The organism is Flavobacterium sp., from assembly GCF_031381455.1.
Lineage (GTDB): Bacteria > Bacteroidota > Bacteroidia > Flavobacteriales > Flavobacteriaceae > Flavobacterium.
Window position 1 is genome coordinate 1 of the sequence record NZ_JANMXZ010000008.1, and the last position, 21,686, is coordinate 21,686.

A 21,686-nucleotide genomic window follows, 5' to 3' on the forward strand; every position below is an offset into this window, starting at 1 on the left:
TACCGTTACTCCTGTTTGTCCATTAGCGATTTCCATACTTTTTGTTCCCAAATTAAACAACTCGATTCCATCACCAGTATTGTTATAATCACATAATTCATAATCCGTAATTACAGGATTGGGTAGTGGAATTGGGTTGACAATTAAGTGGAAGGATGTTGTTGAGTAACATGCCGATGATCCTACAAAATAAGCTCTCACAAAGATTGTCTGGTCGAATGGATTAAGATTACAGTATGAAGTTGGTATCGGTATTGTAGTACCACCAATATCAGCATCTGTTTGTGTTTCGTGATATGTAATCACAACTGTTGGATCTGAGGTTATCTCAACATCTTTAGTTGTCAAATCAAAACCACAATAAAAACCAAGGTTATCTAAGCTGTCATCACAAACAATGAATTGAGTTGGAGTGTTGATTGTTGGTGCATTGTTTACAGTTACAACCGCAGAGCCACTCTGTGTCTGCGAACAAGACGGAGAAGCTCCATCTTGAACGCTTAGTAAAGCATAAGTATAAACACCTTGTGATGCTGTTGGAGCATTAATTGAAATACTATTTCCTACAGTGGTTGAAACTGGCGGTTGTACTAACGTATTAATTGAATACGTAAAGGTATAAGGTGATGTACCGTTTGCACCAGTTAATGTAATTTGTGGTGAAATTGAATTCAAACATACCGCTGTAGTTCCAGAAATTGTCGCGGATGGTAAAAGTTTAACGGTTACAGTTGCTGTACCTGATTGATTTTGAGAACAAGCAGGAACTCCGGAACTCTGAACACTAATTAAAGTATAAGTGAATGCTCCAGCTGTAGCTGTAGAAACCGGAATTGTATAAGTGTTACCAATACTTGGCGGAGTTGTAATCAAAGTTGTCCCGCCATCAGTACTATATGTAAAAGTATAAGGTGCTGTTCCATTGGCTCCCGTAAAAGTAATACTAGGACTTGCTGCATTTCTACAAACCGAAGTCGTTCCTGATATAGTTGCGGTTGGCAATATACTAACCGTTACTGTTGCCGTACCAGATTGATTTTGAGAACAAGCTGGAATTCCAGAACCTTGAACACTAATTAGTGTATAAGTAGTTGCTCCTGATGAAGCTGTTGAAGCTGGAAGTAAATAGGTATTACCACTACTTGGAGGAGTTGTAATCAAAGTTGTTCCTCCATCTGTGCTATACGTAAAAGTATAAGGTGCTACTCCATTGGTTCCTGTAAAAGTAATGTTCGGACTTGCTGAATCTTTACAAACAGTTGTCGTTCCAGAAATAGTAGCAGTAGGTAATGCATTAACTGTTACAATTGCTGAACCTGATTGGTTTTGAGAACAAGCTGGAACTCCAGAACTTTGAACACTAATTAAAGTATAAGTGAATACTCCAGTAGTAGCTGTAGAAACCGGAATTGTATAGGTGTTTCCAACACTTGGTGGAGTTGTTACTGTAGTTATTCCGCCATCAGTGGTATAAGTAAATGTATAAGGTGCTGTTCCATTGGCTCCCGTAAAAGTAATACTAGGACTTGCTGCATTTCTACAAACCGTAGTCGTTCCCGAAACAGCAGCAGTAGGCAATACACTAACCGTTACAGTTGCTGTCCCAGACTGATTTTGAGAACAAGCCGGAACTCCGGAACTTTGAACACTAATTAAAGTGTATGTGAATACTCCAGATGCAGCAGTAGAAACTGGAAGTGTATAAATGTTTCCTGTACTTGGAGGAGTTGTAATCAAAGTTGTTCCACCATCTGTGCTGTACGTAAAAGTATACGGTGCTGTTCCATTGGCTCCTGTAAAGGTAATATTTGGACTTGTCGAATTTTTACAAACCGCTGTAGTTCCTGATATAGTTGCAGTAGGCAAAGCTCTAACTGTTACTGTTGCTGAACCAGTTAAATTTCGAGAACAATTGGTTGCAGGATTCAAAACACTCACTAATTGATAAACAGAAGACAGCGCAAGGTTCGGAGTTGTAACAGTAGCAGTTCCAGCATTTAAAGGAATTTGTGCTGCATTTCCATCAACAGTATAATTGACTGTTGCACCTGGAGTTCCTGTAAAAGTTATAACAGCATTTGTACCTGAACAAATAGTTGTTGTTCCTGAAATTGTAGCGGTTGGTAATGGATTGACAATGAGATCAAAATCTGTTGTATAAAATGTAGTCGGAACAGCATTGCTCTGCATTCGAATGTAAATGGTTTGATTTGTTCCAACAAAACTATTTATTGGATTTATTTCTGTGCCAGGAGTACCTGCATTGGCTGCTGCCAGAGAAGTATAATATGTAAATGTATAATCTGAAGCAGATTGACTACCTAGAGCTATTGCTGTTTGAGGTGTTAAATCAAAAACCGCAGATCCACTTCCAGATGAACTCTCACAAAGAGTCAAATCCGGAACCGGAGATATTGCTCCACAAGAAATTATTAAATTAAAAGGTTTGACAACGGTACATCCATAAGCAGTAACAAAAATTCTCACATAAATAGTTTGTCCAGAACTTACAAAAGCATTTGAATTTATAATCGGATTAGAGCCTGTTGCAGCATCAGCGGCAGTTAAGTGGTATGATATATTATAGCCGGTTAAAGATCCTAAAATAACACCCTCATTTGTTGTTAAATTGAAAGTATTTGTGCATTGAGTAATATCAACTGGTGAATTTGTTAAATCCGGATTTACATTTAATGTTACTGAACTAGTTGCGGTTTGAGGCAGGCCACAAACCTGGTATGTAGCCCGTAATGTATAAGTAGTAGTCAAGTTTGGGCAAACTGTGACAGTTGGTCCGGTTCCTACAACGATAGAACCCTCCAACCAGTCTATTTGAACCGGAACATTAGGTCCGTTTGGTGTAAATCTCCAAGCCTCCTGATTCGCTGACCAATTGCCGGTGTTTCGTCCTGTTGGAGAATATCCTAAAGTCCCAGCCTGATTTTGAATACCAATCACACCCGCACCATTTTGCCAAGCATTAGGCACCCTTCTTTCAACATAAACTTCAATTATATTAGATATTTCATATAACACAATTTGTGATGTCTGCAACCCAGCCGTAGCATTGTAACTGTAGGGGCATCCACCTGCTTCTTCTTCATACATAGGAATATTTGCAAAGTTTAATATAAACTTCCGACAAGGATATGTTCCTATAACTGCATAACTGCACGATATTGGCAATGGTGGTGTTGGACATATTGCTATGTCAAAATTTATATCCTGATAAACACCATAAATGGCGTTTCTTATTAGCGCTGGATTTGGAACAGTTTGGTTGATACTATACTGACAGAAACTATTCAAAACTCTTGGGTCGAAAGTGATTACACCATTACTCCCTACGTTTAAACTACTATAAGCATTTCCAAAGAAGCAAAATTGAAAAGCAGGAGTGTTAGGCCCTGCGCCGGGAAAATTAAAGGGTGCAGACCATTTATCGTCACCAGTTATTTCATTCTGCAGCTGTTGCCAAGGAGCACCAGAATTGACATAAGATGATTGCGGGCAATAGGGAATAGAGCTCAATCCATAGGTAGTGGTGGACGGTATTGGGGAAATATTTGCTTGCAGTGTTCGACATTCTCCCGTTGTACAGAGGGTTAAATCTAGAGCGGCACTTCCCACTGCAGGGTCAGCCTTTACAGTAGCACAACCATTAGGGACAACAGTAATTGTCACAGTTACTCCTGAGTAATTTCTTTGACAACCTGTAGCAAAATTTTTAATACTTTCAAGAGTGTATAGGGTAGTTACATTTAAAATAGGCGTCGTCCATAAAAGTGTCCCTGAAGCAGGAATAAATGGAGCATAAGTATTCCCTAAATTATTCGTTAAAGTAACACTAGAGCTAGGTGTTCCTGTAATAGTAATGACAGCCGTATTTCCAGGACATATCGTTGCATTTCCTGTAATATTAGCAGTCGGTAAAGGATTTACTGTGATGTTAATCGACTTTGTTACGGTACAAGCTCCAATTGTAGAAGATGCGGTGTATGTGTGGACAACTGCCGCTGTTGGAGTAACTGTTGGATTAGGAACACCTGGAGTTGTTAAACCAGCCGTAGCAGCCGGAGTTGCTGTCCATGTATAAGGATTGGAACTTCCTGTAGCAGTAATTGTAGTCGAACTTCCTATACAAACTGCCGAACTGGAAGGAGTTATTGTAAGGCTAGGTCCAACTACAACATTCCCCATTGAAACTGTAGTAGCTGTTGGTAGAGCACTATCTGTAATGGAAACAGTATAAATTCCGGGAGGTACTCCAGTAAAAACACCTGTTGCATTGTTTAATGTTACCGGTCCAGTAATAGTATAATTTGTATAAGGCAATGTACCACCTAAACCACTAACTGTAATAGAACCGTCACTAGCAGTAGCACACAATGCATCTGTAACATTATAAGTAACCATAAGGTCATCAGTAAGCATAAAATCGTCAACCGCAAAGTCATTTCCTGAGGCGCTCGTATTTGTATTCCATAACTCAATAGTGGCTGTAGTAGCGGTAGCAGTAAAAGAATATACTACATGCCTCCATCCCAATGCCGGCAATGGTGCTAATGCGGTTCCTGCTACTAATGTTGCGCTTCCACCTGTTAGTGCTATGTTAATGTCAGCTTGTGATGCCGGACCTGTAACTAAAGTAGAAACTGATTTAATCCAATAACTAAATCTGTAAGTAGTTCCTATTGTGAGTGTTGTAATTCCAGCTCCAGTATTACCTGCCTTCCAAAATCTTGGATTTCCCGCAGTGGTGTTACCATCAATAATCAGCATTTTACCATTGCCGGATGTGTGATCAGAGCTTGGGATAAAATTAGCGTTATTTATTAGATTTGGATTTGTAGTAAAGGCAAAATTTCCTGTAGTCGTTGTACCAGAAAAAGGAGTATTTAAAAGTGTATAACCAGCGCCATTAGTCACAAAACCAACACCAGAACCGCCTATTTCAAAGCCTCCATTGACAATTAAATTTTGGGAAAAAAGTACATTTGTTAATAAAAAAATAAAAAGTAATGGAGTTAATTTTTTTTTCATTTTTGGGAACAATTTTTTAGCTGCGAAATTTAATCTTTTTTGGGAAATAATTATCTTAAAATTTTTAAATTTTTAATTAATACAACTATTCCCAACAGATTAATTATAATTATTTATCTTTGTCCTTTTTATTTTAGAACCCGTATTAACAAAGAATTTAATGATAAATAGTGACCAATTTAATGACGAGTTAGGCGAAAATCATATAGCAACAAGTGCCCAAAATCCTGTAAGAAATGATGCGTTTACTTTGTCCGATGAACAAAAGATTGAACTAATAAAAAAAGATGTTGAAAATATTCTTTATACGCTAGGAATGGATTTAACAGATGACAGCATAAAAGGAACACCCAATCGTGTTGCTAAAATGTTTGTCAAAGAAATTTTTGGTGGCTTAAATCCAAATAAAAAACCGAAAGCTTCCACTTTTGCTAATAACTATAAATATGGTGAAATGTTGGTCGAAAAAAATATCACCCTCTACTCTACTTGTGAGCATCATTTATTACCAATAATTGGTAAAGCACACGTTGCTTATATTTCAAACGGGACTGTTGTTGGACTTTCAAAAATGAACAGAATTGTAGATTATTACTCCAACAGACCACAAGTACAAGAGCGTTTAACGATGCAGATTGTTCAGGAATTACAACAGGTTTTAGGAACCGAAGATGTGGCTTGTGTTATTGATGCTAAACATCTTTGCGTAAATTCTCGTGGTATTCGGGATGTTGAAAGCAGCACAGTAACATCAGAATATGGTGGTAAATTCAACGACGAGCAAACCAGAAGAGAATTTCTGGATTATATCCAATTAGATACAAAATTTTAATAGCCCGGATTCCTTCGGCAGTCGCTTCGCTCGTGTGAAGCGGCATAGCCGCGAAAAGCCGGAAATAGCTCCTAAATAAACTATGCAATTATATAAAAACCATCAACTAAAAATATACAACTCTCTTTCGGGAGAAAAAGAAGTTTTTAAACCCGTGCATGCAGGAAACATTGGAATGTATGTTTGCGGACCAACAGTGTATAGCAATGTACATCTTGGAAACGTTCGTACGTTCATGTCGTTTGATATGATTTTTAGATATTTTTTGCATTTAGAATACAAAGTTCGTTATGTGCGAAACATTACCGATGTTGGTCATATTGTAGATGATGTGGATGATGGTGAAGATAAAATTGCCAAAAAAGCACGCGTGGAGCAATTGGAGCCAATGGAAATTGTACAGCGTTATACGGTAGATTTTCACGATGTTTTGAATCAGTTTAATTTTCTTCCGCCAAGTATTGAACCTACTGCAACTGGCCATATCATTGAACAAATTGAAATCGTAAGTCAAATAATTGAAAAAGGATTTGCCTACGAAAAAAATGGCTCGGTTTATTTTGATGTGGTGAAGTTTAACGAGAACAATCACTACGGAAAACTAAGTGGCAGAAACATAGACGAAATGCTCGCGAATACGCGTGATACTGACGGTCAGAGCGACAAGAAAAACCCACAGGATTTTGCGCTTTGGAAAAAAGCCGAGCCGGAACATATTATGCGTTGGCCTTCGCCTTGGGGTGTTGGTTTCCCTGGTTGGCATTTAGAATGTACTGCGATGAGCACCAAATATCTTGGTGAAACTTTTGATATTCATGGTGGCGGAATGGATTTAAAATTTCCCCATCACGAATGTGAAATTGCACAAAACGAAGCTTGCACAGGTAAAAGTCCCGTGAATTATTGGATGCACGCCAACATGCTGAATCTGAATGGCAAAAAAATGTCAAAATCAACCGGAAACAATCTGCTGCCTGCTGAAATTTATTCAGGCGGAAGTCCATTTTTAAGCAAAGCTTTTTCTGCAAATGTGGCGCGTTTCTTTATGATGCAGGCGCATTACAGAAGTATTCTTGACTTTACCAACGATGGAATTTTAGCAGCCGAAAAAGGCTTTAACCGATTGATGGAAGGTCTTGATATACTAAAAGAATTACAACCAAGCGTTACTTCTACTCTTGATATTGCGACATGGAAACAGAGTTGCTACGCAGCAATGAACGACGATTTCAATACGCCCATTTTGATTGCCAATTTATTTGAAGGAATAAAGTTTGTCAATTTGATAAATGACGGAAAAGAAACGCTTACGGCTGTTGATTTAAAAACACTTTCGGAAACATTAAACACCTTCACTTTTGATGTTATTGGCGTTAAAGATGAAAAATGTGGTGCTGACAATTCAGAAAAATTAGATGGCGTTGTTGAAATGCTAATCGGTATGCGAAATGAAGCCAGAGCCAATAAAAACTTTGCTTTGTCAGACCAAATTCGGGACCAATTATTAGAACTTGGAATTCAATTGAAAGACGGAAAAGACGGCACTACTTTTACTGTATAACAAAAACCGTATGTTAAAGAAAATTGCAATAGCACCATTATTAGTACTGATTTACATTTACAAAGCAGTACTTTCTCCGCTGTTGCCATCAAGTTGTCGATTTCAACCTACCTGCTCCAGTTATTTTGTTGAAGCGCTTAAGATTCACGGGCCATTTAAGGGAACTTATTTAGGTGTTCACCGGATTTTAAGATGCCATCCTTGGGGTAAAAATGGTTATGATCCTGTGCCCGAAAAAAAATGTTCGCATTAAAGTTTCCATAATTTGTATAGACTTTTGGTACAAATTCTTATTTTTACAATCTAACTCATCCAACTAATCATGATCTGGAATCCATCAGAAGGAATAAATATTGGTTTTTTTACTATCCGTTTTTACAGCTTGATGTTCGTCATTGCCTTTGGACTTGGATGGTACATAATGAAACACATTTTCGTTAGAGAAAAAGAACCACTTGAAAAATTAGACACCCTATTTATCTGGACCGTCATTGCAACTTTACTTGGTGCGCGTTTAGGTCATGTCTTTTTCTACGATTGGGAATACTACAGAAATAATTTATTAGAAATTTTACTCCCATTCCGATTTAGTCCAAAGTTTGAATTTACTGGTTTTCAAGGCTTAGCCAGTCATGGTGCAGCTGTTGCTATAATAATTTTTATGTATTATTATAGTAAAAGAGTAATTAAAAGACCTTTGCTTTGGGTTTTAGACAGAGTGGTAATTCCTGTAGCTAGTGGCGCGGTCTTTGTCAGAGTTGGAAATTTTTTCAACTCCGAAATTGTTGGTAAAATAACTGATTCACCATTAGGAGTTCGATTTGTGAGAGATTACTTTTCACCAAAAGAAGTTGTTAATGCAACTAAGATTTCAGATTTAAACGATGCCTATCATGCGCTTGTAAACGATCCAAAATATGCTTCACTTTTAGAAAAAGTTCCTGCAAAACATCCGGCTCAATTGTATGAAGCTATTGCTTATGTGTTTGTGTTTTTAATTCTATTTTTCTTATATTGGAAAACAAAAACAGCAGAAAAACAAGGTTTACTGTTTGGATATTTCCTAATCTTACTTTGGTCTGTTCGATTTGTTGTCGAATATGTAAAAGAAAGTCAGGGCGGAATTGAAGAAACTTTCGGATTGCTATCAACCGGACAATGGTTGAGTATTCCTTTTATATTAGTCGGAATTTATTATTTATTCGTTGCCGAAAAACCGGTTGAATAATTTCAAAAAAAAATTAAAAACCGATTCATTTGAGTCGGTTTTTTAATTTTTAGGAGCACACATTCAGCCTTCCCTGCATGCCGGCAGGCAGGTTTTCACTTCTCTTCCCGCTGTCCGCTATATCTTTTACACCTGTCAGATTTTAAAAACCTGATAGGTGTAAAAGGATGCCGCTCCCACCTGCCTGCCGGCAGGCAGGTCGGGGCTAAAGACACGCAAGGTTTTCACAAGAAACAATCCCGTTAGGGATTAAATCCGGTTAGAAAATGAATATTGAACAATGGAGAAAAATCCCTTTAGGGATGATATAATTTTCATTGGTTCAACGAAATCAAAACATTCCTCTGACAAGATATCATCCCTAACGGGATTGATTAATTTACGTCATCAATTTTCTGCCAATATTAAATCCCTGAAGCGATTTGACTGGTTATGTTGTGCGAATATATAAAACAAAAAGCCTCAATTAAATTGAGGTTTTTTTTATCTATTCCGCTTTGCTCCATACAGTTCGTCCTATGTACTCGTGTCTTCACTTTCTGTCAAACCTGTCTTAGCATAATTGCGCCATTTCTCAATGCAGTCTTGCATGTCTTGTGGCAATTCGGTATTAAATTGCATAAACTCTTTCGTTACCGGATGTGTAAAACCCAATGTTTTTGCGTGCAACGCTTGTCTTGGTAACGTCTTAAAACAATTATCTATAAACTGCTTGTATTTGGTGAATGTGGTTCCTTTCAGAATCAACTCGCCACCATAACGTTCGTCATTGAATAGAGTGTGTCCAATATATTTCATATGCACACGTATTTGATGTGTTCTTCCTGTTTCCAATTTGCAGGATACCAAAGTAACATATCCAAATCGCTCTAAAACTTTATAATGTGTAACGGCGTGTTTTCCAATATCGCCTTCTGGAAAAACAGCCATTTGCATTCGGTCTTTCACATGTCTTGCAATATTACCTTCAATGGTTCCTTCTTCTTCTTTTACATTTCCCCAAACCAAAGCAATATATTCACGTTCCGAAGTTTTATCTTCAAATTGTTTTGCCAAATGCGTCATCGCCTGTTCTGTTTTGGCAACGACTAAAAGTCCTGAAGTATTTTTGTCTATACGATGTACCAATCCTGGTCTGTCGCTTGAGTTCTTTGGCAGATTTTCAAAATGATAAGCCAACGCATTAACCAATGTTCCAGTATAATTTCCGTGTCCGGGATGGACAACTAATCCTGGTGGTTTATTTATAACCAATAAGGAATCGTCTTCATAAACAATATCAAGCGGAATATTTTCCGGAAGGATTAAGTTTTCAAATGGCGGATGCGAAAGCATAACACGAACCACATCAAAAGGCTTTACTCTGTAACTCGATTTTACCGGAACATCATTTACCCATATATTTCCATCATCCGCGGCTTTCTGAATCTTATTCCTCGTAGCATTGGCAACCAATTGCATCAGGAATTTATCGACACGTAACAACGATTGCCCTTTATCAGCAACATGTCGGTGGTGTTCAAATAATTCTTCTTCTTCTAATTCAGGAGTATTATCAGTATTATTGTCCATCTAATGGAATAATTTCAGTAGAATCTACAGCTGTAGAATCAATAGTTTCTTCGTAAGTAATTTTCCCATCGCCAAGAACTAAATCAATTTTGGATGATTTCAAGACTTTATCACCCGCTTTTAATTTCTTTCCGTCCTGGCGCAATTCCAGAACCATGTCTTTACCTAAATACGGTTTATAGGTAATTGTTCCTTCTATTAAACCTATAGCTTCAAGAGTTGGAACAGCTTGTCGATATGTTTTTTCAATCAAATCGGGCACTGTAACCATCGTATATTTTGAAGCATTTATTTTGATGTAAATCTTTCTGCCTTCTTTTACTTTTGCGCCTGCTTTTGGTTCTTGCTCTACAATAGTCAGCTTTGGAAAATCAGGTTTGAAATCAACTGTGTCAAGGATTATATAATCTAAATCGATAGCCGCTAATTTTTCTTCCGCTTCTTCCGCAGAAAGTCGGGCCAAATCAGGAACCGTAATTTCCTGTCCGTGATGTGTGGTATACGTTATCCAATGAAAAAATAAATAGGCGATAGCAGTAAAAATTGCCATGGCGGCAAGAATTTGGGCAAAAAAAACGCGACTGGTTAAATACTTGCGTAAACTCATAAAGAAATTTAATTTGCACAAAGATATAAAAAACATAAAGGTATTTGGTTTCGAAAAAAATGATAATTTTGTTTAACCTAACATTTATTACAAATGAAAAAAATTGCCATCATCATGGGCGGTTATTCCAGCGAGTATAAAATATCGTTAACAAGTGGAAACGTAGTATATCAAAATTTAGACAAAACAAAATTCAAAGGATATCGCATCCATATCTTTAAAGAAAAATGGGTTTATGTCGATGACAATGACGCCGAATTTCCAATCGATAAAAATGACTTTTCGGTTACGGTAAACAATGAAAAAATAATCTTCGATTGTGTGTTTAATGCCATTCACGGAACGCCTGGCGAAGATGGACTAATGCAAGCGTACTTTGAATTGTTAGGAATTCCACAAAACTCCTGCGATTATTATCAAGCGGCATTGACCTTTAACAAACGTGATTTATTATCGGTTTTAAAGCCTTACGGAATAAAATCGGCAACGTCGTATTATTTAAATCTTGGTGATGAAATCAAACAGGATTTGATTCTGGAAAAAGTGGGTTTGCCTTGTTTTGTCAAGCCAAATAAATCGGGTTCCAGTTTTGGAATTACTAAAGTAAAAACCAAAGACGAACTTTTGTTTGCCATTGCTAATGCCTATAAAGAAGACAACGAAATAATCATCGAAAGCTTTCTTGACGGAACCGAAGTTTCTGTTGGTGTGATAAACTATAAAGGAGAAACCGTAGTTTTACCTATCACGGAAATTGTTTCAGAAAATGATTTCTTTGATTACGAAGCGAAATATCTTGGCAAATCTCAGGAAATAACGCCAGCCAGAATTTCTGAAGACATTGCTGAAAAAATTCGGGCTGTTGCCAAAAAAGCCTATACCATTTTAAAAATGAGTGGCTTTTCGAGAAGTGAATTTATCATTGTTGACGGAGAACCCTTTATGTTAGAAATGAATACCATTCCCGGATTAACAACTGAAAGTTTGATTCCGCAACAAGCAAAAGCAGCTGGAATTTCGCTGGAAGATTTGTTTACAAACTCAATTGAATTAGTTTTACAAAGAAAATCGATTTAAGTAAAACATTGTCCGTTATCGGTTCTGAGTTGTCGGTTGGACAGCTTTTAACAGACAACTGACAACAGATAACAGACAAAAAAATGAAAAGAAAAGCCGTTTTCCCAGGTTCGTTTGACCCAATTACTAATGGTCATTATGATATTATAAAAAGAGGCATTTCGCTTTTTGATGAAGTGATTGTTGCCATTGGTATCAATGCTGATAAAAAATATATGTTTTCACTCGAAGACCGAAAAAAGTTTATCGAAGAATCCTTCAAAGACGAGCCACAAGTAAAAGTGATTACCTACGAAGGTTTGACGATTGATTTGTGCCGAAAATTAGACGCCGAGTTTATCCTCCGTGGTTTGCGAAATCCGGCAGATTTTGAATTTGAAAAAGCCATAGCCCATACCAACAGAAGATTGTCAAAAATTGAAACGGTCTTTCTTTTAACGGCTTCTAAAACATCTTATATTTCTTCGAGCATCGTTCGTGATGTTATTAGAAATGGCGGTGATTATACTGTTTTGGTTCCGGAAAGTGTGGTTGTCAAAAAATAAAAAAAATGAAGCCACTAATTACACAAATTTCCACGAATTAATTTGTGCTAATTTGTGTAATTTGTGGCAAATTGATTTAACAGTTCTTTATGTAGAAATAACCGCAGATTCGCAGATTATTAATTATTTTAATCTGCGAATCTGCGGTAAGCATTCTAATATTTTTCAGGTTTAGAGTCTTCTTCTTTTTTAATCACTTTACGCGCGACTTCAATCTTAAACTTCTTACCTTTCATTTTTTCGTCACGAATATTAGAAAGCAAGTCTTTTACTTTTTTAGATTTTACCGCTGCAAACGAAATGAAATCCTTCACTTCTATCAGTCCCAAATCGCCTTTCTCCAGTTTTCCTTTTTGAGAAAAGAAACCTACGATGTCTATTTTATTGAGTTTGTTTTTTTTCCCACCACTGATATAAATCGTTTGAAATTCCGGTGGTTTTGGTAACGTTTTGGAATCCGAAACATTTAAAACTTTCATGCTGTAATCGAGATAATCCATTTTCTTTTCGCTTTCATGCGCAATGATGTAAGCGGTTCCCGTAGCTAACATTCGAGCTGTTCGCCCGTTTCGGTGTGTTAATTCGTCTTCCTTTGAAGGCAAATGATAATGAATGACATGTTTCATTTCGGGAATATCCAAACCACGTGCGGCCAAATCGGTTGTAATCAAATAAGGTATGCTTCCGTTTCTGAACTGAATTAAAGCACGTTCACGTTCGTCCTGATCCATGCCACCGTGATAATACGTAGCATAAATTCCTTTTTCGTTTAACGTATCGCTAATGCGTTCTGCAGCATCACGATGATTACAGAAGATAATCGCCGCTTCCGATTTCAAGGAACAAATCAAATTGAATAAACTTCCAATCTTATCTTTCTCTTTTGAAATGACCATTTTCATATCGAGATTGGTATTCGCTTCGTCATTCGGAATAAAATCTAAAATCGTTGGATTAACTACCCGAGTATATTTTGGAATTTCAATTCCGGCCGTTGCCGAAACCAAAATACGTTTGTTTACTTTAGTCAATCTTGAAATGATAAACGACATCTGCTCGTGAAAACCCAACTGCAATGATTTATCAAATTCATCCAGAACCAAGGTTTCAATATAATCTGTTTTGAAAGTTCCTCTGTCGATATGATCCATAATTCTTCCGGGCGTTCCAATTAAAACCGCCGGAGGATTCGATAAGTTTTTGATTTCGGTTTCAATGGAATGTCCACCATAACAAACATTTACTTTGTAATTGGTACCCATTTTTTTCCAAACCTGCTCAATCTGCAATCCCAATTCGCGAGACGGAACCAATATAAGGCATTGCACTCTGGTATTGATATCCTCGTTAAGCATTTCAAAAATCGGAAGTAAAAAAGCAAGCGTTTTCCCTGAACCTGTTGGCGAAAGCAATAAAACATTGTTGTCGTTTAAAATAGTTTCCTGGGCAGCAACCTGCATTTCTTTTAAGCTTTCAATGCCTAAATTCAATAGCAAATTAGTAGAATGGTGATGGTGTGTCATTTGGCAAAGGTAAAGCCAATTTATGGAAATGCAATTATAAACAAGTGTCAGTCTGTCCCGAAGCTTCGGGAGTCGAAGACCTTCTCTATTCAGCAGAGCTACGATTGCACTTCGACTAGCTCAGTGTGACAATGGAAATCTAATTGTAATTTATTTAAGCAGTCTTTCTTCTTCAAATAATAATTTGATATTCTCATACGAATTTTTCAAGGCTTCTTTTATTTGCTCCGGATTGAGCCAAACTGCTTTTTCGATACCTTCATTGGCTTGCGGAAATGGTGTTCCTTCAAAAGTAGATTGCATTTCGAACCAATGGGTTACTTTGAGTTTGTATTTTCCATTGCGTTTAAAAACGTGATAGGTTTTTTGGAGTTTTCTATTGATGGAAAGATTTCCAACACCGGTTTCCTCTTCTACTTCACGTATTGCCGTGTATTCAATTTCTTCTCCTTTTTCGATTCCGCCTTTGGGCAAATCCCATTTTCCGTTTCTTAAAATGAATAAAACGTCGCCGTTTTTGTTAAAAACCAAACCACCGCCAGCTTTGCAAACCGGAATTTTTTCTTTTAGTTTTTTAAGAATGGCTTTTTCATCAGGATAATACAATGATGCCTTTTGAATTTTGTTTTGAAACATTTTGATGATGAGTTGCTCAATATCAATACTTTCCAATAAAAACAACTGAAAATCGGTCTCTTTCGCGATTTCGTTGGTTAAAAAAAGTGGTTTATCGTTGACAAAAACTTTATACATTTGTACTATGATTATTAATAAAGACACAGCCGAAAAAACAGCCGAATTGCTTTTACAAATAAATGCAATTAAATTGAATCCAAAAAATCCTTTTACGTGGGCATCGGGTTGGAATTCTCCAATTTACTGTGACAACCGACTAATACTGTCTTTTCCGGCGATAAGAAATTTTGTGCGAGAAGAATTTTCTAAACATATTGAGAAAGAATTTGGCAAGCCTGATGTAATTGCCGGAGTTGCAACCGGAGCAATTGGCATTGGAATGCTAGTTGCTGAATACATGGGATTGCCTTTTGTGTATGTTCGACCGGAACCAAAAAAACACGGAAGACAAAATCAGGTAGAAGGCTTTTTACAAAGTGGCCAAAACGTAGTTGTTGTTGAAGATTTAATCAGCACCGGAAACAGCAGTTTGATTGCCGTTGAAGCCTTGAAAGAAGCCGGAGCACATGTTAAAGGTATGGTGGCAATTTTTACTTATGGCTTTGATATTGCTGTTGAGAATTTCAAAAATGCGAATGTCGATTTGCACACCTTGGCCGATTACAATCATTTATTAGAATTGGCTGTTGCCAAAAATTATATCACCGAAAAAGAACTCAAAACACTGCGGGAATGGCGGGAAAGTCCGTCGACGTGGAAAGTTTAAAAAAAAGAAAATAGAATAAAGAGCATAGAAGTTAAATTTAAAAGAGAAAAGTCTATTTTCTATTCTCTATTTTCTATTCTCTAAAAATTAAAATAACAATAATGAGAATGAGATTGCTTCGTTCCTCGCAATGACACAACTATGAACCTAGAAAGCCCAAAAGTTACCGTAGCCAAATCAGCACAACACATCTTTGATTCGTTATCAGATGTAAAAAACTTTGAAAAACTAATGCCCGAGAATATTGCCAAATTTGAAGTTATGGGTGATGATATTTTCAACTTTGGGCTAAAAGGAATGCCGGAAATCAAATTGAAAATGAAAGACAAAACACCACATTCTAAAGTTGTTTTGGCTGCAGCCAGTGATAAATTACCATTTACATTAACTGCTAACATTGATACCATTTCTGATGCTCAAAGCGCAGTACAGTTGCATTTTGAAGGCGATTTCAACCCAATGATGGCGATGATGATTAAAGGGCCAATCTCAAAATTTATTGAGACTTTGGCGGAGAATATGAATAAGCTGTAAAAGAGCAAAGAAGCAAGAGAAAAGAAAATAGAGAATAGACAATAGACTAAAAGCTGCTGAAAGGTGGCATTTTTTATTTCTAAAAAAGCAATTAATAAGTCAAGAGCAAAATTTCTTTACTCTTGCCACTTGCTTCTTTCACCTATTTAACCGTCGTGAGTCGTTTATCAATAACTCGTTCCATATAATCCTGTATAAACGCTTTACACCTTAACTCCTGCAAATCCATCGCAGCATTTCGTTTTGAGATTAAATTATGCTCCATGGCTTTGTCATCCTTATCATAAAACCCAATAGCTTTCTTGCCATCAAACGTGCAGATATAATCGCCACTCATAAATTGGTACATATTGGAACCATATTTAATTACAAAAGGTGCCACCTGTTTTTCGTTAATCAAGCTTCTACCCCAACTTCTAAAAGGCTTCTGATACCCAATCATATCTAAAAGTGTTGGGTAAATATCGATTTGCTGTGCCCAATCCGTATTCACTCCAACGTATTTTTCATTTGGCGAAAAGAACAAAATCGGCACTGTGTTTTTATTAAATTCCTTTTTGTATTCATCATAAGCAATCGTATTTCCATGATCGGCAACGAGAACAAAAATGGTGTTTTTGTACCACGATTGCTTTTTGGCAGCAGCAAAAAACTGTTTGAGAGCATAGTCTGTATAACCAATGCTTTCATTGATATTTACTTTTCCTTTTGGAAATTTACCTTCGCATTTTTCGGGAACTTTATACGGCTCATGCGAAGAAACCGAAAACAAAGTCGCCATAAATGGTTGCTTTTTCTCTGACAAAGTTTTATTAAAATATTGAAAGAAAGGTTCGTCCCAAATTCCCCACACACCATCAAAATCGACATCGTTATTATACTCGGTTTTACCATAATAATGGTCGTAACCCAAAATGTTTCCGAAACCTAAAAATCCCATTGAACCATTTGGCGCGCCGTGAAAAAACGAAGTATCATAACCTTCACTTTTTAAAGTAGAAACCAACGATTCTATTTTTTGCTTCGGATAAGGAGAGGATGTAAACGCATTCTGAAACGATGGAATTCCCGCAATAACAGACGACATTCCGTGGATGGATTTCCAACCATTGGCATACGCGTTGGTAAAAATCAAACTATGCTGCGCCAGCGAATCTACAAATGGTGTGTAGCCTTCATAATCCGGGATTTTTGTTCCTTTATTGAATGCACCATTGTATTCACGACCAAAGCTTTCCAAAATAAAAATAACGATGTTCGGTTTGGTCGATGGATTGTTTTTGTATTGTTTTATTGGCAACAATAAACGATCAACCTGTATCTTGGAAACTAAATCTACTTTTTTAAACGTGTTCGTATTCCAGGTTCTGATAATCGCAAATGGCGTATTCAAAACAATATCCGACTGCGACACATTAGTAACAAATCGGCTCGCATCCAAAATATTAATTGGACGTGTACTCTTCTTAAAATCACCACGGATTCCGCCAATACAAAGCGTTGTAATTAACAGAAAACTAACTACTGAAGTTACGAAATATTTTAAATTTGGTGTTTCTACTTTATGATGTACTTTGGTTTTTTTGTAAAGCAAAATCCAAATAAAAGAAAGTGCAAAAAACAACAAAAAAACATGCCAATAATTGAGTAAAAATTCAAAAAATAAAAGCGTCTTATTACTCTCATTTTCAAGTGTATCAAGAGACGCTCTTGTACTTCTACTAAAAGTATAACGGTAATAAATAAAATCAATAAAATTGGCTGAATACGCTACTAAATTGGGTATGAAATACAAATAGAAAAGTATCTTTTGATAGTTCTTTTTGGAGTTATGCAACGCCGGAATTATGGAACCCAGTATAAACAAACCATTGACATATAAAATGGTTGTGGTATCAAAAGCCAAACCGTGAAAACACAGTTTTAGAAAATCGGTTAGACTGTCAACTTTTATTAAAGAACTATTGTAAACATAGAATAAAACTCTGGCTATGGAGTAAAAAACATAAGCCAATAGAATTCTAATGACTAGCACTTTATACTCTTCAAAACGCGGGTATCTTTTCATATAAAATCAAAAAATCAACAGCGCAAAACTACATATTTCAGTGGTAAATGCTGCATATTTTAAATTAATATTGTGCATCACACTAATATTATTTAATTTGCGTTAAAATTAGCCATACAATGACTCAAATCTCGAGACTTTTTGACTTTCCTTACCATCAGCTTGAAAAATATAATCTTCAGGACGCATTAGTTACTAAACAAAACGGGCAATGGGTTAAAACCTCTACTAAGGAATATCTTGAAAAAGCCAACACTATTTCGAGAGCCTTATTGCGTTTGGGAATTCAGAAAAACGATAAGATTGCCATCATTTCTTCTAACAATAGAACAGAATGGCATATTATGGATATTGGAACTTTACAAACCGGAGCGCAAACAGTTCCGATTTATCCAACCATTTCTGAAGCTGATTATGAGTACATTTTGAACCATTCGGAAGCCATGTATTGTTTTGTTTCGGATGATGAAGTATTGGGAAAATTGAATTTTATAAAAACTAATGTTCCAAAACTTAAAGAAGTGTATTCTTTTAATGAAATTGCCGGATGCAAAAACTGGTCGGAATTACTCGAATTAGGAAAAGACGAAAGCAATCAGAATGAAGTTGAAGAACGAAAAAATAATATTACACCTTTAGAATTAGCTACCATAATTTATACTTCGGGAACAACCGGAAAACCAAAAGGCGTAATGCTTTCGCACAACAATATTGTTTCAAATGTTTTAGATAGTGCTGACAGGATTCCGTTTGATGCGGGAAAAAGCCGTGCGTTAAGCTTCCTTCCTATTTGCCATATTTATGAGCGAATGGTAACTTACATTTATCAGTATTTTGGTGTTGCTATTTACTTTGGTGAATCGATTGAAAAGATTTCTGATAATATAAAAGAAGTCAATCCAACCGTAATGACAGGCGTTCCAAGACTTATTGAAAAGGTTTACGACAAGATTATTGCCAAAGGTTCGGAGCTTACCGGAATTAAAAAGAAACTGTTTTTCTGGGCAATTGAACTCGGATTGAAATATGAGCCTTATGGAGTCAATGGTTTTTGGTATGAGTTTCAATTAAAAATCGCACGCAAACTTATTTTCAGTAAATGGAAAGAAGGCTTGGGCGGAAAATTAGATTTGATCGTTAACGGAAGTGCAGCCTTACAACCTCGTTTAGCCCGAATATTTGCAGCGGCAGAAATCTATGTGATGGAAGGTTATGGTTTATCTGAAACTTCACCGGTGATATCGGTGAATGATTTGCGAAACAGAGGTTTCAAAATTGGAACTGCCGGAAGAATCATCAATAATGTAGAAGTGAAAATTGCTGCCGATGGCGAAATCCTTTGCAAAGGACCGAATGTGATGATGGGCTATTATAAAGACGAAACTTTAACCAAAGAAGCTATTGTCGACGGTTATTTCCACACCGGAGATATTGGAGAGATTGATTCGGAAGGTTTTCTTAGAATTACAGACCGTAAAAAAGAAATGTTCAAAACTTCGGGCGGAAAATATATTGCGCCGCAGTTACTTGAAAATGCAATGAAACAATCGCGTTTTATTGAGCAAATCATGGTCATTGGTGACGGACAAAAAATGCCTGCAGCCTTTATTCAGCCGAATTTTGAATTCGTAAAAGAATGGGCAAAACTGCACAAAACGAATATCGGAACAACCAATGAAGAAATTATAGCAAACGCTGAAGTCATTAAACGTATTCAACAGGAAGTTGATACCGTTAATGAAAAATTTGGTAACTGGGAAAAAATCAAGAAGTTTGAGTTAACTCCCGACTTATGGACTGTGCCTGCCGGACATTTAACACCAACAATGAAGCTGAAGCGTAAGATTGTAATGGAAAAGTACATCAATTTATTTCACAAAATATACGATACAAATTAACCTTTAATCCTTTAGACCATGAAAACAAAATTAATCTTCTGCACTTTGTTATCATTACTTTTATTTTCGGGTTGCAAAGAAAATAAAGTAGCTGAAACTCCAAAAAACGACTATCTCGATTTTTCCAAAAGAGACGATCAAGCAACTGGTGGAATCAAAATGATTCCAATCACTACTCCTATTGGCAAATTCAATGTTTGGACAAAACGTGTTGGAAACAATCCTAAAATAAAAGTGCTATTATTACATGGTGGTCCGGGCGGAACGCACGAATTCTTTGAAAGCTTTGATGGTTATTTCCCAAATGAAAGTATTGAATACATTTATTACGACCAATTGGGTTCTTATTATAGTGACCATCCAACAGACAATAGCTTATGGACTATTGACCGTTTTGTTGATGAAGTGGAACAAGTGCGTAAAGCTTTGAAATTAGATAATTCAAACTTCTATTTAATGGGGCAATCTTGGGGCGGAATCCTTGCTATGGAATACGCTTTGAAATATCAAAAAAATCTAAAAGGATTAATCATTGCCAACATGATGGCAAGCGCTCCGGCTTATAACAAATATGCTGAAGAGGTTCTGGGACCAATGCTTCCCAAAGAAGTATTTGCACAAATAAAAACCTTTGAAAAAAATAAAGATTACACCAATCCAAAGTACACCGAACTACTATTCAAGTATTACTACACCGAACATATTTTGAGAATGCCAATCGACAAATGGCCTGAATCTGTCAATAGAGCTTTTAAGCATTTAAATCCGAATGTGTATGTCTATATGCAAGGTCCGAGTGAATTCGGAATTACGGGTGATGCCACATTAAAGAATTGGGATGTCACTTCAAAACTAAAAACGCTCACGATTCCAACCTTAGTTATCGGCGCAAAATATGACACTATGGATCCAAAACATATGGAATGGATTTCAAAAGAAGTCCAAAACGGGCGGTTTTTATATTGTCCAAATGGAAGTCACTGCTCACAATATGATGATCAGGAACATTATTTTCCGGGTGTAATTTCCTTTTTAAAGGATGTGGACTGTGGTAATTTTAAAAAACAGTAAATACGTCCAAAACTAGAATTTACAAAGCTTCTTAAGTAATTTAGGAAGCTTTTTTTATGGGTAATACTTCTCAAAATTTAGTGCGTTTTTGTGATTTAGGTTATTAACAATCCTCATTTTTAAATAGTTAATAATTAGTTATGGTATTTTTTAACAATTGTTTAATAATGGGTAATTTTATTTCATTAACCAATAAAAACTATAATTATGAATGTAAAAAACTTTATTGTCGGAGGAATTGTTGGAGGAATTGTTGATTTCTTAATGGGATGGCTTGTTTGGGGCATCTTACTTAAAGACACTTTTCCAAAACCGGAAGGCGCTGGTGCCGATAACATGATGTTTATCTTCTTAGGTTGCATGAGTTTTGGTTTCATGTTGTCTTACATTTTTGCGCAAGGCGAAGGTGTATCTCAATGGATGCAAGGCGTTAAAGTAGCAGTCGGTGTGGCATTATTCATGTCGTTAGCAAACAGTTTCTTTGAAAGCATGTACAAAGATAGCATGGATGTTAAAATGGTAGCTATTGGTGTAGTAGCTTCTATTGTAGTTGCTGCCGTCGTTGGTTCTGCCATAGCTGTTACCAATGGAAAAATGAAGTAGTATTTAATATTTTCATAATGTAAAAACGCCTGAGATTAAGTTCTTGGGCGTTTTTGCTTTAGTTAAATTTCTTCAAATAAAAAAGCCTCTCCATTGGAGAGGCTTTAAAGTTAAAAATGTTA

Annotated in this window: 17 protein-coding genes; 11 read left to right on the top strand and 6 right to left on the bottom strand. The window is 36.5% G+C overall.

What is annotated here, in order from left to right:
• A partial coding sequence (locus RMN97_RS01655) for a beta strand repeat-containing protein (protein ID WP_409024867.1) occupies positions 1-5,043 on the bottom strand: 5,043 nt, incomplete at its 3' end.
• A 160-nt stretch (positions 5,044-5,203) separates the two neighbouring features.
• On the opposite strand from RMN97_RS01655, the gene folE reads away from it, so the two are divergent.
• From folE to lgt, 4 genes are all read left to right on the top strand, one after another.
• Positions 5,204-5,875, top strand: a complete 672-nt coding sequence (gene folE / locus RMN97_RS01660; protein ID WP_309612784.1) for a GTP cyclohydrolase I FolE — start codon at positions 5,204-5,206, stop codon at positions 5,873-5,875.
• Between the two features lie 82 nt (positions 5,876-5,957).
• Positions 5,958-7,436: a cysteine--tRNA ligase gene (gene cysS / locus RMN97_RS01665; RefSeq protein ID WP_309612785.1), complete on the top strand. Its 1,479-nt coding sequence runs from the start codon at positions 5,958-5,960 to the stop codon at positions 7,434-7,436.
• Positions 7,437-7,446: 10 nt separating this feature from the next.
• Complete coding sequence (gene yidD / locus RMN97_RS01670) at positions 7,447-7,689, top strand: membrane protein insertion efficiency factor YidD (protein WP_309612786.1); 243 nt, start codon at positions 7,447-7,449, stop codon at positions 7,687-7,689.
• Between the two features lie 69 nt (positions 7,690-7,758).
• A complete protein-coding gene (gene lgt, locus RMN97_RS01675) occupies positions 7,759-8,664 on the top strand; it encodes a prolipoprotein diacylglyceryl transferase (protein WP_309612787.1) in 906 nt (301 codons plus the stop codon).
• 516 nt (positions 8,665-9,180) lie between these two features.
• Here the strand turns inward: lgt and RMN97_RS01680 are convergent.
• Together RMN97_RS01680 and RMN97_RS01685 are read right to left on the bottom strand one after the other, a co-directional pair.
• Positions 9,181-10,236: an RluA family pseudouridine synthase gene (locus tag RMN97_RS01680; RefSeq protein ID WP_309612788.1), complete on the bottom strand. Its 1,056-nt coding sequence runs from the start codon at positions 10,234-10,236 to the stop codon at positions 9,181-9,183.
• The gene (locus RMN97_RS01685) at positions 10,226-10,843 is read right to left on the bottom strand and encodes a PASTA domain-containing protein (RefSeq protein WP_309612789.1); all 618 of its coding nucleotides are present in this window, start codon (positions 10,841-10,843) and stop codon (positions 10,226-10,228) included. The genes RMN97_RS01680 and RMN97_RS01685 overlap by 11 nt, the downstream gene beginning before the upstream one ends.
• Before the next feature lie 93 nt (positions 10,844-10,936).
• On the opposite strand from RMN97_RS01685, the gene RMN97_RS01690 reads away from it, so the two are divergent.
• Both RMN97_RS01690 and coaD read left to right on the top strand, forming a co-directional pair.
• Complete coding sequence (locus tag RMN97_RS01690) at positions 10,937-11,920, top strand: D-alanine--D-alanine ligase (protein ID WP_309612790.1); 984 nt, start codon at positions 10,937-10,939, stop codon at positions 11,918-11,920.
• Between the two features lie 83 nt (positions 11,921-12,003).
• Positions 12,004-12,465 carry a pantetheine-phosphate adenylyltransferase gene (gene coaD, locus RMN97_RS01695; RefSeq protein WP_309612791.1) on the top strand — a complete coding sequence of 154 codons (462 nt, stop codon included), beginning with the start codon at positions 12,004-12,006 and terminating at the stop codon, positions 12,463-12,465.
• 155 nt (positions 12,466-12,620) lie between these two features.
• Here the strand turns inward: coaD and RMN97_RS01700 are convergent, their stop codons facing one another.
• Both RMN97_RS01700 and RMN97_RS01705 read right to left on the bottom strand, forming a co-directional pair.
• Positions 12,621-13,988: a DEAD/DEAH box helicase gene (locus RMN97_RS01700; RefSeq protein WP_309612792.1), complete on the bottom strand. Its 1,368-nt coding sequence runs from the start codon at positions 13,986-13,988 to the stop codon at positions 12,621-12,623.
• Between the two features lie 150 nt (positions 13,989-14,138).
• Positions 14,139-14,741, bottom strand: a complete 603-nt coding sequence (locus RMN97_RS01705) for an NUDIX domain-containing protein (RefSeq protein WP_309612793.1) — start codon at positions 14,739-14,741, stop codon at positions 14,139-14,141.
• A 7-nt stretch (positions 14,742-14,748) separates the two neighbouring features.
• Between RMN97_RS01705 and pyrE the strand changes: the two genes are divergently transcribed.
• Together pyrE and RMN97_RS01715 are read left to right on the top strand one after the other, a co-directional pair.
• Complete coding sequence (pyrE, locus tag RMN97_RS01710) at positions 14,749-15,390, top strand: orotate phosphoribosyltransferase (protein ID WP_309612794.1); 642 nt, start codon at positions 14,749-14,751, stop codon at positions 15,388-15,390.
• Positions 15,391-15,531: 141 nt separating this feature from the next.
• Entirely contained in the window at positions 15,532-15,924 is a 393-nt protein-coding gene (locus tag RMN97_RS01715) for an SRPBCC family protein (RefSeq protein ID WP_309612795.1), read from the top strand.
• A gap of 142 nt (positions 15,925-16,066) precedes the next feature.
• Here RMN97_RS01715 and RMN97_RS01720 read toward each other — a convergent pair whose 3' ends face one another.
• Entirely contained in the window at positions 16,067-17,992 is a 1,926-nt protein-coding gene (locus RMN97_RS01720; RefSeq protein WP_309612796.1) for a sulfatase-like hydrolase/transferase, read from the bottom strand.
• Positions 17,993-18,111: 119 nt separating this feature from the next.
• Between RMN97_RS01720 and RMN97_RS01725 the strand changes: the two genes are divergently transcribed.
• From RMN97_RS01725 to RMN97_RS01735, 3 genes are all read left to right on the top strand, one after another.
• Positions 18,112-19,890: a long-chain fatty acid--CoA ligase gene (locus RMN97_RS01725; RefSeq protein WP_309612797.1), complete on the top strand. Its 1,779-nt coding sequence runs from the start codon at positions 18,112-18,114 to the stop codon at positions 19,888-19,890.
• Between the two features lie 18 nt (positions 19,891-19,908).
• Positions 19,909-20,961, top strand: a complete 1,053-nt coding sequence (locus RMN97_RS01730) for a proline iminopeptidase-family hydrolase (RefSeq protein WP_309612798.1) — start codon at positions 19,909-19,911, stop codon at positions 20,959-20,961.
• A gap of 207 nt (positions 20,962-21,168) precedes the next feature.
• Positions 21,169-21,564, top strand: a complete 396-nt coding sequence (locus tag RMN97_RS01735) for a hypothetical protein (RefSeq protein WP_309612799.1) — start codon at positions 21,169-21,171, stop codon at positions 21,562-21,564.
• Positions 21,565-21,686: the final 122 nt, after the last annotated feature.